Origin of the sequence: Candidatus Nitrosacidococcus tergens (assembly GCF_902810445.1) — a bacterium.
GTDB classification, from domain to species: Bacteria; Pseudomonadota; Gammaproteobacteria; order Nitrosococcales; family Nitrosococcaceae; genus Nitrosacidococcus; species Nitrosacidococcus tergens.
Genome location: NZ_LR778175.1, coordinates 1,055,394 through 1,068,398, shown reverse-complemented (window position 1 = coordinate 1,068,398; position 13,005 = coordinate 1,055,394). Strand labels below are relative to the sequence as shown.

The 13,005-nt window shown below is 37.6% G+C and carries 10 protein-coding genes and 2 tRNA genes; 7 read left to right on the top strand and 5 right to left on the bottom strand.

What is annotated here, in order from left to right; genetic code table 11:
- Positions 1 to 44: 44 nt before the first annotated feature.
- On the top strand, positions 45 to 1,274 hold the full coding sequence (gene sbcD, locus NSCAC_RS05165) for an exonuclease subunit SbcD (protein ID WP_197743790.1): 1,230 nt from the start codon (positions 45 to 47) through the stop codon (positions 1,272 to 1,274).
- Entirely contained in the window at positions 1,271 to 4,126 is a 2,856-nt protein-coding gene (locus NSCAC_RS05160; protein ID WP_197743789.1) for an AAA family ATPase, read from the top strand. The genes sbcD and NSCAC_RS05160 overlap by 4 nt, the downstream gene beginning before the upstream one ends.
- Before the next feature lie 24 nt (positions 4,127 to 4,150).
- On the opposite strand, the gene NSCAC_RS05155 is transcribed toward NSCAC_RS05160, so the two are convergent.
- Positions 4,151 to 4,227: transfer RNA gene (locus NSCAC_RS05155), tRNA-Glu, on the bottom strand.
- A gap of 14 nt (positions 4,228 to 4,241) precedes the next feature.
- A tRNA-Ala gene (locus tag NSCAC_RS05150) sits at positions 4,242 to 4,317 on the bottom strand.
- Positions 4,318 to 4,441: 124 nt separating this feature from the next.
- Between NSCAC_RS05150 and NSCAC_RS05145 the strand changes: the two genes are divergently transcribed.
- From NSCAC_RS05145 to rsmA, 4 genes are read left to right on the top strand one after another with little or no spacing between them, the layout of a single operon-like run.
- Positions 4,442 to 6,757 (top strand): LPS-assembly protein LptD, encoded by a 2,316-nt coding sequence (locus NSCAC_RS05145; protein WP_197743788.1) that lies wholly within the window; start codon positions 4,442 to 4,444, stop codon positions 6,755 to 6,757.
- A 19-nt stretch (positions 6,758 to 6,776) separates the two neighbouring features.
- Positions 6,777 to 8,078, top strand: coding sequence for a peptidylprolyl isomerase (locus NSCAC_RS05140; RefSeq protein ID WP_197743787.1), 1,302 nt, complete (start codon positions 6,777 to 6,779; stop codon positions 8,076 to 8,078).
- Positions 8,078 to 9,085, top strand: a complete 1,008-nt coding sequence (pdxA, locus tag NSCAC_RS05135) for a 4-hydroxythreonine-4-phosphate dehydrogenase PdxA (protein ID WP_197743786.1) — start codon at positions 8,078 to 8,080, stop codon at positions 9,083 to 9,085. Before NSCAC_RS05140 ends, pdxA begins: the two co-directional genes overlap by 1 nt.
- A 1-nt stretch (position 9,086) precedes the next feature.
- Entirely contained in the window at positions 9,087 to 9,881 is a 795-nt protein-coding gene (gene rsmA / locus NSCAC_RS05130; protein ID WP_197743785.1) for a 16S rRNA (adenine(1518)-N(6)/adenine(1519)-N(6))-dimethyltransferase RsmA, read from the top strand.
- Here rsmA and NSCAC_RS05125 read toward each other — a convergent pair.
- Entirely contained in the window at positions 9,876 to 10,472 is a 597-nt protein-coding gene (locus NSCAC_RS05125) for a Maf family protein (protein WP_197743784.1), read from the bottom strand. The two genes, rsmA and NSCAC_RS05125, sit on opposite strands and share 6 nt — an antisense overlap.
- Before the next feature lie 81 nt (positions 10,473 to 10,553).
- On the opposite strand from NSCAC_RS05125, the gene NSCAC_RS05120 reads away from it, so the two are divergent.
- Entirely contained in the window at positions 10,554 to 11,195 is a 642-nt protein-coding gene (locus tag NSCAC_RS05120; protein ID WP_197743783.1) for a tetratricopeptide repeat protein, read from the top strand.
- Between the two features lie 160 nt (positions 11,196 to 11,355).
- On the opposite strand, the gene NSCAC_RS08895 is transcribed toward NSCAC_RS05120, so the two are convergent.
- Together NSCAC_RS08895 and NSCAC_RS05110 are read right to left on the bottom strand one after the other, a co-directional pair.
- Positions 11,356 to 11,493 carry an RtcB family protein gene (locus NSCAC_RS08895; RefSeq protein ID WP_269474118.1) on the bottom strand — a complete coding sequence of 46 codons (138 nt, stop codon included), beginning with the start codon at positions 11,491 to 11,493 and terminating at the stop codon, positions 11,356 to 11,358.
- A gap of 496 nt (positions 11,494 to 11,989) precedes the next feature.
- Positions 11,990 to 12,991 (bottom strand): DNA-processing protein DprA, encoded by a 1,002-nt coding sequence (locus NSCAC_RS05110; RefSeq protein WP_197743782.1) that lies wholly within the window; start codon positions 12,989 to 12,991, stop codon positions 11,990 to 11,992.
- Positions 12,992 to 13,005 lie beyond the last annotated feature (14 nt).

The following is a 13,005-nucleotide window of genomic DNA, read 5'->3' as shown; positions in this document are numbered from 1 at the left end:
AATCATTGAATAATATAATTAATTTATATAAAAATTAAAAACTGATGAAAATTATTCATACCTCCGATTGGCACCTTGGGCAGCACTTTATGGGCAAAAGTAGGGAGCCTGAGCATCAGGCATTTTTAGCTTGGTTATTGGAGCAAATCAAAATCCATGAAGTAAATGCCTTGATTATAGCTGGTGATGTTTTCGATACTGGCACACCTCCTAGTTATGCACGTAAGTTATATAACGATTTTATCGTAGCTCTACAGCCTTTAAGCTGCCAGCTGGTAGTGATTGGCGGCAACCATGATTCGGTGGCAACCCTCCATGAATCCCGTGAGTTACTTTCCTACCTGAATTGTTTAGTAGTTGGTGGTACAGAAAGGAATCTAAAGGAGCAGGTCCAACTATTACATGACAGAGAGGGCAATCCCGGTGCTATTTTATGTGCGGTACCTTACCTTCGCCCTCAAGAACTGGTGACTAGCCAAGCAGGAGAAAGTAGCGATGATAAAGCACGGACTTTAAGCCAAGCCATTGCACAGCATTACGCTACTCTTTATGATTTTGCTTGCAGAAAACGACAGGAGTTAGGCAAAGCATTGCCCATTATCGGAACAGGTCATTTGATGGTTTTGGGAGGAGAGTCCTCTGAATCGGTGCGAGATATTTACATTGGTACTTTAGCGGGATTTCCTGCTCAATTCTTTCCTCCCATGGATTATTTAGCCTTAGGTCATCTTCATCGAGGACAAACCGCAGGAGGGCAAGATCATTTTCGTTATTCTGGATCGCCTATCCCGTTAAGTTTTGATGAAGTTAAGCAAACCAAGCAAGTATTATTGTTAGATGTAGATCTTGATCAGCCGATTCAAATTCATTCCCTAAGTATTCCTGTATTTCGAAAACTAGCTACTTTAAAAGGTAAAGTTTCTGAAATTGCAAGCCAGTTCAATGCTCTGATTCAATCAGAGGTTTCAGATTTTTCTGTACAGCCTTGTTGGTTAGAGGTAGAAATTCAGGATAATGATTATTTGAATAATATCCAAAGCCAGTTACAAACACTATGTGAAGATCATTCCATTGAGGTATTACGAATAAAACGACAGCAGCAAAATATACCAGAGCTAAGTAGTGGAGTAGTTAAAGAATCTTTAACGGAACTTACCGTGGAAGAAGTATTTCAACGCCGAATTCAGTTAGAAAATTTTGAAGATGAAACAGAGAAAGAACAGCTAACTCAGTTATTTAAAGAAATCATTACCACCTTATCAGCAGAAACATGAAAATTCTTAGTCTTCGGCTAAAAAATCTTAACTCCCTTAAGGGAGAATGGAGAATTGATTTTAGGGATCCTAAATTTAATGGCCTGTTTGCGATTACAGGTGCTACGGGTGCTGGGAAATCCACTTTGCTGGATGGGATTTGTTTAGCACTTTATCATCAAACGCCACGATTATCCGATACTTATAAGATCATGACTCGCTATACCAGCGAATCTTTAGCAGAGGTAGAATTTCAAGTCAGTAATAAGGTTTATCGGGCTTTTTGGTCTCAAAAACTTGCCCGTAATAAAGCTAGTGGTAAGCCACAATCGCCTAAGGTGGAATTAGCAGAGAGTAATGGGAAAGTTATTGCAAACCAACTTAGAGATAAGCTTAATCAAGTAGAACAAATTACCGGGCTAGATTTTGCCCGGTTTACTAAAGCGATGTTGCTTGCCCAAGGGGGATTTGCTGCTTTTCTAAATGCTAATGCCAATGAAAAGGCAGCACTGTTAGAGGAGCTGACTGGTACTGAAATTTATGGAGCAATTTCTCGAAGAGTATTTGAGTCCTATCGTCAACATGAGGCAGATTTAAATCTTCGGAAAGTCAGTACAGAAAATATACAGTTGTTGACGCAAGAAGAGATAAATTCATTAACTCAAAAACAAAAGTGCTTAAAAGAGCAACAAGCTCAATATGATGCCAAGCTAAAAGCTTTAACTCAGCAACAACAAATTTACAAGGAAATTCAAGATTATGAAAAGCAATATCAGGTTAAAGCTCAAGAAATTTTGGAGAGTCAGAATAATCAAAAGCAGCTTGAAGCTATCTTAAGCGGTATTGAAGGTGATTTAAAACTTTATAAAGATAAGGAAAATTTAGGGGAATATCTACCTAAATGGGAAGTGCAGTTTATGCAACGAGCACAGCTCCATGATCAGCAACAAAAAATAGTAAAAGAAATTAATCAGCTTCAACAAAAAATAGCTCTAAGTGTTGTGCAAATTGCAGAACAAGATAAAGCCATTGCGGGTTTAGGGCAAACCTCAAGATCCTATCAAGAACAACAAATTAAACTTTCTCAAGAAAAAGAAAGTTTACTGGCTGGGGTATCAGAGTCTGAGTGGAGATTAAATCGAGATCAACATTTCAAGCAGATTGGAGATTATGAGCGATTAGCTGACTGGCAGCACGCATTTCAAGCAAATCAAACCCAGCAACAAGACAATAAACGAGATCTTAAAGTATGCCAAGCTGATTTAAAGCAAACACAACAAGATATAAAAGATATTAAACAGCAATTTGACCAAGCTCAAGAACACTTAAAAACCCTGTCTCAATTACAGGAGCGGGAGCGGGAAATTTCCGATCTTGCGCAGTATCGAGCAAAACTCCAACAGAATATGCCTTGCCCTTTATGTGGTGCTACGGAGCATCCTAAAATTACTGAATATAAAGAAATAAACATTTCAGAAACGGAGCAACGTTTTCAGGATCAAACAGAAAAGCTAAGACATCTACAAGAAGAATATAAAAAGCAACAAATTGCTTTAGCTAAATTGGAAGGTCAATATGATCAGAATCAAAAACACCTATTAGAAAATATTAAAGCTCAGCAGGAGCTAAATGATAAGTGGAATCAAATAACTAAAGAACTAGGGCTCTCTTTAAAAATTGAGCAAGCACAAGCATTTAATGATTTATTGAAAGCAAGCCAGCAAAAAAACCTTGATCTTGAGCAATTTAGCCAGCAGCTAGATCAACTTAATCATACACTAGAACTGCAAAAGAAACGGGAAGAAAAAATAGCAGAACAAATGAGAGAGATAAAGCACCAGCAGGATCTCGCCATACAGAATAATAACTATGACTACCAGTCTTCCATCCATCTGCAAAACCAGCAGTCAGAAATGAAGCACGAATATGAAAACCTAGAGCAGCAACTGATTGAGCTTTTAAAAGGGTTTTCTTTAGATCTTCCTTTGATAGATCAACAAAATGATTGGCTGGCAACACAACAATCTCTATGGCAAGCTTATCAAGCTAAAAAAAATGAATATGAATTAAAGAAAAATGAATTGAAGCAAACACAAGAAAAACAAAACTGGCTCGTAGAGGGGAAACAAAAAATTGTCCAAGAAAAAAAGAAGCTAGAAGAGAACAATCCTCAACTTAAAGAAATAGAGACGATTAATGCAATCAACAATCAAGTGATAGATTATCAAGTAGAGCGAGATAAAGTGCTTCAGCAACAAGGAAAAATTCAGCAAGAACTAGCAAGTAATGAGGTTAAACAGAAAAAGCAACAGGATAGTTTGCTTATTATTCAAACACAAGAAAAAAATTATAAACTTTGGGCACAGTTAAATGGTCTAATCGGTTCCAAAGAGGGGGATAGATTTCGTCGCTTTGCCCAAGGTCTCACTTTAGATTATCTAATTGAGTTAGCAAATCAACAATTAAAAAAGCTCCATAACCGCTATCAACTCTACCGATCATCAGGAGATCAGGAATTAGGATTAGGGATCATAGATACTTGGCAAGGAGATAGCTTTCGGGATACTCGAACTTTATCTGGAGGAGAGGCTTTTATTGTGAGTCTTGCTCTAGCCCTAGCATTATCAGATTTGGTTAGTCATAAAATAAGTATTGATTCCCTATTTTTAGATGAGGGCTTTGGTACGTTAGATGAGGAAAGTTTGGAAGTGGTATTAAGTGCTTTAGATAGTTTACATACTAGAGGAAAAACCATTGGGGTGATTTCCCATATTGAAGCCCTAAAGGGACGAATTCCTACTCAAATCCATATTAAAAAGAGAGAGGGATTAGGATATAGTCGGATGGATCAACGTTTTGTTTTCAGTGCTTAGTGTGACAAACACCTACAAAGTAGGTGGCGTCCCCAAGGGGATTCGAACCCCTGTTACCGCCGTGAAAGGGCGATGTCCTAGGCCGACTAGACGATGGGGACAGGACGTTTTTATTTGGTGGAGCCAGGCGGGATCGAACCGCCGACCCCTTGCATGCCATGCAAGTGCTCTCCCAGCTGAGCTATGGCCCCGCAAAAAATAAGCATTTTACGTAATTCCTATCAATATATCAAGAATTTATTTTTTTGTCATTGAATGAATGTTAAGAACATATAAATTCTATTCATTTTTTGGTGCTGTTTATTTCAAAACTGGGTGAAACTGAAAAAAAATACTGCCTTTCTTGCTTGGGTTTTTTTGTGGTTAGGAGTAAACAATTTAGCTTTAGGTGCTCAAGGGCAACTATATCAGTGGGAAAAATGTGGTCCTATGATTGAACCTGCCTCACAAGATGTGCTTGCCCCACCAAGTGGTCCTGCTGATATTACCGCTGAGAGTGCCCAGTTAGAAAGGGAAGGGGTTTCTACTTTTCTTGGAGATGTTCGATTAAGGCGAATGGGGCAGTGGTTAGATGCAGATGAGGTATTCTATGACAAGCCGGGAAGGACAATAAAAGCTTTTGGAGATGTACGTTATCAAGATTCAGGGATAGATATTATCGGAGATGATACTACTATGGATCTAGAAATTGATCATAAAGAAATGCATAACGCCCGCTATTTTTTAAGAGATACCCATGGTCGGGGCACTGCTTATAGAATTAGACGTGAGGGCACAGCTAAAACCTTTTTGAGAAATGCTACTTTTACCACCTGCGATGTAGGGAGTAATGCATGGGAACTTAAGGCAAAAAAGATAGATTTAGATCATGAACAAGGGGTAGGTTGGGCAACGGGGGTAAATCTTCGAGTTAAGGACTTTCCTATTTTATATCTTCCTAGGGTACGTTTTCCAATAGATGATCGGCGTAAATCTGGGTTTTTAAGACCTTCTGGGGGAAGCTCTACTAATACAGGTGCTAATTTTTATATTCCTTATTATTGGAATATTGCACCTAATCGGGATGCCACTCTTATTCCCCATTACTATGCCCAACGTGGATTAATGCTTGAAGGAGAATTTCGTTATTTAAATCCTACCAATCAAGGTAAGGTACGGGCTGCTTTTTTACCCGATGATCCAAAACATGGGGGTAGCTCTCGGGGAGCATTTTTTTATCAGCATTTTGGTACCTTAGCTCCCCGGTTAGTTACAAATATTGATGTGAATTATGTTTCTGATAAAACCTACTTTGAAAATTTTAGTAATACATTAAGCGTTGCTAGTACTTCCATACTGAATAATGAGTTTGATCTTATTTATGTTGGTAATGGTTGGAATGCAACTGGGCGAGTACAAGCCTTTAAAAATATTGATCCTGCTATCCCAAATGACGCCTTACCCGCCCGAAGATTACCTCAATTATTAGTGGATGGATTTTTACCTAATCGTTTTATGGGATTAGATTTTAAGTTCCATGGAGAGGCAGTAAATTTTCAACGTACTTTTTCATCTAGTGCGGTACGATTAGATTTTTGGCCTACGGTAAGTTTACCTTTTGAACGCCATAAGGTTCATTTTACTCCGAGTGTTGGGGTGCGAGATACTCAATATTGGGTAAGAAATGCTCAATCTATTCCTGGAGTAGGAGGTGTACCTAATGCTAATGTAATACAGAATCCAGACTTGCTTGGATTAGGATCCCCAGGGTTAGCTCAGTTTGGAGGTAGTCCCAATAGTCCTTTTCTAAGCCGAATACTTCCAGTAATTAGTTTTGATATGAGCACTACCTTTGATCGGGAAATCAGTTTATTTAAGCACGGATTTCGACAAACTTTAGAGCCTCGTGCTTATTATCTCTATGTTCCTTACCAAGATCAAAGTGACTTTCCCATCTTTGATAGTGCCCCTTTAGATTTTTATTTTGCTCGACTGTTTCAACCTAATCAATTTACGGGTGCCGATCGAATGAGTAATGCCAATCAAATCACTTTTGCTTTAACCAGTCGCTTACTGAGTTCTACTACAGGTAATGAAGTGATGCGAGCCTCTATCGGGCAAATTGAGTTTTTTCAAGATCCAAGAGTCACTATGCCTGGTATTGCCGCACAGACAGGGTATGGATCTCAGATTGTTTCAGAATTCGCTGCTCAACTCTCTGAAAATTGGTCCACTCAAGAAGAGTTTCGCTATGATCCAGTCCATGATCAAATTGATCTTGGATCTGTTGGTGTTCGATATCATAGTAAAAAAAGCGGCATTATATTTAATGCTGATTATCGTTTTCGTCGCCAAGTATTAGAACAAATGGATTTTTCTGGCGTACTTCCTATAGGGAAAAGATGGAATCTTATTGGACGTTGGTATCATGATATTCAAAATGCTAGAACGCTTGAAGTGCTAGGTGGATTTGAGTATGACAGTTGTTGTTGGACGATTAGGGTATTGGGGCGTAATTATGTCACTAACTTCCAAGGGGATATGAATAAATCTATTATGGTCCAAATGGAATTAAAAGGATTAGGTAGTGTAGGACAAAAAATAGATACTTTGCTTGAGCGAAGTATTGCTGGCTATAGTTCTCAGTTTTGACTTGATGGTAGCTAATTTTATGAGAACAGTTCTTATTTTTTTTACCCTATTTTGGACTATCCATAGCTATGGTGCAGATCCTCTGTTTTTAGATCGGATTGTGGCTGTAGTCAATGATGAGGCGATTTTAGAAAGTGAGTTAGAGCAAACCAGTCAAAATATTGAATCACAATTAGAGGCTAAAGGTGCTCCTATGCCTCCGGCAGATATTTTAGAAAAGCAAGTATTAGAGCGACTTGTGATGCAACATTTGCAGTTACAGCTTGCTGAACGGGTAGGTATTAGAGTCAGTGATGATATGCTCAACGAAGCCTTGAAAAATATTGCCCAAAACAACAACTTAACCTTAAGCGAGTTTCGAGATAAATTAAAAGAAAGTAATATTCCTTTTTCAGCATTTCGAGAGAACGTTCGAGAAGAAATTATTATCTCCCAGCTTCACAAGAGGGAAATAGAAGATAGAATCACTATTAGTGATGCTGAGCTAGACAATTTTATTGCTACTCAAAAAAAACAAGGTAACCAAGATGCTCAATATCACATTGCTCATATTTTAGTTGCAATACCAGAGGCTTCCTCTCCTGAAGAAATTCAAAAAGCAAAAAAACAGGCACAACAAATCATAAAAAAATTGCGTAGCGGCATAGATTTTCAAAAAGTAGCGATGAGTTATTCCGATGGTCATCAAGCTTTAGAAGGAGGAGATTTAGGCTGGCGTAAATTATCCCAATTGCCTACTTTATTTGTAGATGAGGTGCCTAAACTCACAGTAGGAGAGCTAAGCAATCCTATTCGTAGCCCAAATGGCTTTCATATTGTGAAGCTATTAGAAGTTAAAGGCGATGATGTAGGAGAAAAACTAGTACCTCAAGTCCATGCCCGTCATATTCTCATTCGAACTGATGAATTAAAGGGAGATGAAGAAATAGAATTACGCCTCAATGAGCTTAGGCAACGGGTTTTATTAGGAGAGAAATTCACAGAGCTAGCCCGTGCTCACTCAGAAGATAAGGGCAGTGCAATTAAAGGAGGGGATTTAGGCTGGGTTAGCCCCGGTGAGATGGTGCCTCAATTTGAGCGGGTGATTTATTCCCTAAATCCAGATGAAATTAGCACCCCTTTTAAAACCCAATTCGGTTGGCATATTGCTCAGGTGGTGGCTAAAAGAGAAAAAAATATGACCGATTCCTATAGTCGCAATAAAGCAAGGCAAGAACTCCATGCTAGAAAAGCGGAGGAGAGCTTAGAAGATTGGATGCGTCAACTTCGAGACGAAGCCTATGTGGAATACCGCTTAGATACCTTTAGTGGGGAAATTTAGTGTCCACATCAATACGTATTGCATTAACTCCCGGAGAACCTGCTGGTATTGGCCCAGATATAGTAGTTGAATTTGCTCAACAATATAGAGAATATGATCTAGTAGTAATTGCTGATCCTAAGGTTCTTCTAAGTCGATCTAAACAACGAAAATTAGCTTTACAAATTATCCCTTATGATTCTGCACACTCTATGGAGTCTGGTGAAATAGGTACCTTAAAAGTGTTGCCTTTATCAGTGGCTACTTCAGTAATACCTGGGCAATTAAACCCAAATAATACTACTTATGTACTGAATTGCTTGCGACAAGGAATTACTGGATGCTTAAATAAAGAATTTTCAGCTCTAGTGACTGGGCCTGTTCATAAAGAAGTGATTAACCAAGCAGGGACTGCTTTTACTGGACATACAGAGTTTTTAGCTCAAGTCTGTGATACCCCACAAGTAGTCATGATGCTAGCTACCTCTGAACTTAGAGTAGCACTGGCAACTACCCATTTACCTTTGAGTCAGGTTAGTCAAGCTATTACTTATCAGGGATTAATAAATACCATAGAAATTTTATATGATAGCTTGCAGCAAGATTTTGGTATCAGCCATCCTAAAATTTTAGTATGTGGTCTTAATCCCCATGCGGGAGAAGGGGGGTACTTAGGAGATGAAGAAATAAAAACTATTATTCCTGTTTTAGAGCAATTGCGGGCTAGGGGAATGGATTTAATTGGCCCTCTACCTGCTGATACCTTATTTGTACCTAAATATTTAGCTCAAGCCGATGCGGTACTTGCTATGTACCACGATCAAGGGTTACCTGTACTCAAACACTTAGGTTTTGGGCAGGCAGTGAATATTACGCTAGGATTACCCATAATTCGCACTTCAGTAGATCATGGTACGGCCTTAGAGTTAGCAGGTACAGGAAAAGTGGATATAGGGAGTTTAGATACAGCAATCAAAACTGCTCTTGATATGGCTAAGAATCGCCAGCAGTATAAAAATATTAATTAAAATGCAGCCTAAAAAGCGTTTTGGTCAACACTTTCTCCATGATCCTTATATTATTAGCCAAATTATAGAGGCTATTCAGCCACAACCTAATGATACTATTGTGGAGATTGGTCCTGGACAAGGGGCACTTACGTTCCCGTTGTTAAGGAAGATACCCCAACTTCATGCTATTGAATTAGATCGAGATCTTGCTAGTCATCTTACTCAGGCATGTTCCTCTGATTCTACTAAAGGCAAGCTTATTTTATATAATCAAGATGCATTACGCTTTGATTTTAGCAATTTAGGAAATCAGCAACCTTTAAGGATTGTAGGTAATCTACCTTATAATATCTCTACTGCCTTACTATTTCACCTATTTACTCAAGCAGATAGCATTAAAGATTACCACTTTATGCTCCAACGGGAAATTGTACTTAGAATGGGCGCAACACCTAATAGTAAGGATTATGGTCGGTTAAGTGTAATGACCCAATTTTATTGCACGGTAATCCGATTATTTACTGTAAAACCTGGTGCTTTTCTGCCGCCACCTAAAGTAGACTCTATGGTAGTTCGTCTTATCCCTAGAAAAATTCCTTTAGCTTCTAATTTTTTCCATAAAGTACTCAACCAAATAGTTACCCAAGCTTTTTCGCAACGTCGTAAAACTCTAGCTAATAGTTTAAAAGGATGGATAAGTGCTGAGGAGCTTAAAGAATTAAATATCGATTCTAGGCTGCGGCCTGAGGCACTTTCTTTAACAGAATACCTTACTTTAGCTCACTATTGGCAGAAAAAAACAACTGATCTATAAAATTGAATAACCTATTTTATTTAGCAATGTAACCAATTGAATTAGAGGCAATCCGATTAAAGCATTAGGATCAGATCCCTCAAGTTGCTCAAATAAAACAATCCCTAATCCCTCTGCTTTAAAACTTCCTGCACAATCATAGGGTTGTTCCTGTTGAAGATAGTTTTCTATTTGCTCTTGAGTAAGCGAGCGAAAATATACATAAAATGGCTCTACGATAAGTTCCATCTGATCGGTTTTCCCATCAAGTACGCATAATCCCGTATAGAAAATCATTTTTTTTCCAGAAGCTACTTTTAGTTGAGTAACTGCCCGCTCGTGGGTTTCTGGTTTATCTAATATTTTTTCATCTATACTAGCTACTTGATCAGATCCAATAATCAGTCCTTGTGGAAATTGCTCTCTAACTGCTTGAGCTTTTTGCTGAGCAAGTCTGCTTGCCAGATGTTGTGGCGTTTCCTCAAATAAGGGTGCTTCATCGATATGTGGTGAGCAACATTTAAAGGGAATATTTAGACGTTTTAGTAATGCTGCTCGATAGGGAGAACTAGAAGCTAATATTAACGGAGGATAAGCATTAAAAATTGCCATAAAATAATTTTTACGATCATTATACCTAGCAACAAGCTAAAGAATTATTTATATTTACATCATCTATGTAAGCTAAGCTATATGATACCTATGAAACAATTTATGTTAATCCTTAGATTTTATTTTTTTATCGTTATTTTTTTAGGATCTATTCAATTAGGATGGGCAAAAACTGAAAGCGTTTTCCCTCCTACTCCTGAAGAGCGGTTAGCACAAATGACCCAAGCTGCCCAAGGGGGTAATAAAGATGCTCAGTATATGTTAGGACTCACCTATGCCCAAGGTGTTTTAGTACCTCGAGATTTTACTAAAGCAGCCCTATGGTATGAAAAAGCAGCCAAGCAGGGAGATTCCTATGCTCAATATAATTTAGGCTTACTTTATGCTAATGGACAAGGGGTAGCTCAAGATTTTAGAGAGGCAATTAAATGGCTTTATCGGGCAGCAGATCAAGGAGATCCAGATGCTCAGTATGGCCTTGGGATGATGTATCAAAAAGGAAAGGGGGTTAATCAAAACTATGTTATTGCTTATGCTTTTTGGAATACGGCAGCAACTACCCTTCCAGGGGCAAGATATCTAAGAACAGAGATCACTAAACTCATGACTAATGAAGAAATCACAACGGCTCAGACTCTAAGCCAGCAAATGAGTCAGCCCGGAAATTTACTTAAAGCTTTAGATATTTATTTTCAAAGTGAAACTGAAAGTAAAAAAGGATAATGCTATCAAAATAAATATAATATTATTAATATTTATTAAATTCATGCTTGCTTTTTTCATTATTTGTTCTATCTTTATCCTTGTAAAATGGTTATTCGCAGAGGAAAGTTTGAGATGGGTTCCTCTGCGTTTTTTTTGGCAATAAATAATCACCATTTTGTTACCCCTTAACACACACTATCTGTTTTAAGATATGTAGTGTTTCAATTAAATCTGATTGAGCTGCCATTACTGCATCAATATTTTTATAAGCATCAGGAGTCTCATCAATCACTTCTACGTCTTTTCGGTACTCCACTCCTTGAGCGGCTATTTCATGCTCAGTAACAGTAAAGCACTTTTTAGCAGCTGGCTAGCCTCTGAACGACTCATGGCACGCCTAGCCCCATGAGGACAAGAGCAAAAAGAGTCTTTATTCCCTTATGAATTACTCAAACATTTGCTCCAAAGTGATTTTCTTGAGCCACATAGTTATGGTAGCATCTGTAACAATTGTTTTACTTTGCCTTCAACGAAGGCCTCTTTTGTCCATTGATAGGGTACTTCTTCCCCATGATCACTCCATAGGGTATAACCTTATAATTCCATCTATTAATTAATAATTATATGAAAAAATATATATAAAATACTGTTTTTAATATATTAAATATTAATTTATAATTATACCCACATTAACTAAATACCTTTAAGTATAATAAGATATTTTAACTATCTAGACTAAGTTCGTTTACTGCCAATATGATGTTGGTAGCTGGTGTCCTTTTTTGTCGTTCGCTTTGTTTCATCTTTTATTGTCAGCCGAATAAGTTTGTTTGAGATGGTGTCGTGTTTTTAATCGGTGGTTGTTTAGACATTATCATCTCTACTTTCTCAGTAATATTGTTCTGCTTTATAATTGTAATATTCCTTTGTTCTTTGATTAGATCTCTATTCAAGTCAAACATTGGATTGTTCTCGTCAATATGTTGGTCATACATTACTGCTCGTGGAATATCGTATTCTCTTGCGTAATCCATCGCTAAACGTGCTCCGCTGTCAAGTTTTTGTCCAAACATTTTCCAACGTTCAGCAGAATTTTTAGCATAACTTGCGGCTAAAACAATAGTGTCACAAAATAATGCCTGTAAGCGGTCTCGTGCTTTATAACGACTACTTAATTCCATTTGGCTTTTAAAAGTAGTTCCATATTCAGTAACAAGTAGTCCACCTTCTTCTACAATTTGAAATGCTAACTCTTTGTTTTTTATTGGCAGAATATTGTTTAATGGGCTTGGTAAAATTGCAACTGTATTGCCGTTAGAATCTAATGCCTGTTGATGAGAAATACTATCACAACCAAACGCTAAACCACTTACTATTGTCGCACCGTTTTTTACAAATTGAGCAACAATATTTCGTTCTCTTTCTTCTATGGTTCCTACTGGGTTTAAAAGTCCAATTATTGAAATGTTTTTATTTTCAATGCTCAACAAGTCGATATTGCCTTTGTAAAAAAGAAAAACAGGTCGCTCACTTTCTTTTACATTTCCACGATGCTGTGGAAAATTGTTATCTCCCAAAGCAACAAAACCATCGCAACATTCTTCAAATTTTTGAGTAAGTTTTGTTTCATAATGATTTTTTAAGTGTTCAAATTCATCTATGCTTGTAGATTCTCCTTTGATTATTTTGTTTAGCAATGAAACAATAGTTTCAACACTTTCGTTGCCTTTCAAGTTTTTCACTATCCACGCATTACCAATTCCTTTGTAAGATTTGGTAGTTAAAATATTTAGTGAATTATCTGTATATTTCATTTCTACAAAGTTAT

Bases quoted from the DNA above. Each gene is read 5' to 3' on its own strand.
- NSCAC_RS05160 (WP_197743789.1), top strand. From the start codon at position 1,271: ATGAAAATTCTTAGTCTTCGGCTAAAAAATCTTAACTCCCTTAAGGGA.
- NSCAC_RS05110 (WP_197743782.1), bottom strand. From the start codon at position 12,991: ATGAAATATACAGATAATTCACTAAATATTTTAACTACCAAATCTTAC.
- NSCAC_RS05125 (WP_197743784.1), bottom strand. From the start codon at position 10,472: ATGGCAATTTTTAATGCTTATCCTCCGTTAATATTAGCTTCTAGTTCT.
- rsmA (WP_197743785.1), top strand. From the start codon at position 9,087: ATGCAGCCTAAAAAGCGTTTTGGTCAACACTTTCTCCATGATCCTTAT.
- NSCAC_RS05140 (WP_197743787.1), top strand. From the start codon at position 6,777: ATGAGAACAGTTCTTATTTTTTTTACCCTATTTTGGACTATCCATAGC.
- sbcD (WP_197743790.1), top strand. From the start codon at position 45: ATGAAAATTATTCATACCTCCGATTGGCACCTTGGGCAGCACTTTATG.
- NSCAC_RS05120 (WP_197743783.1), top strand. From the start codon at position 10,554: ATGATACCTATGAAACAATTTATGTTAATCCTTAGATTTTATTTTTTT.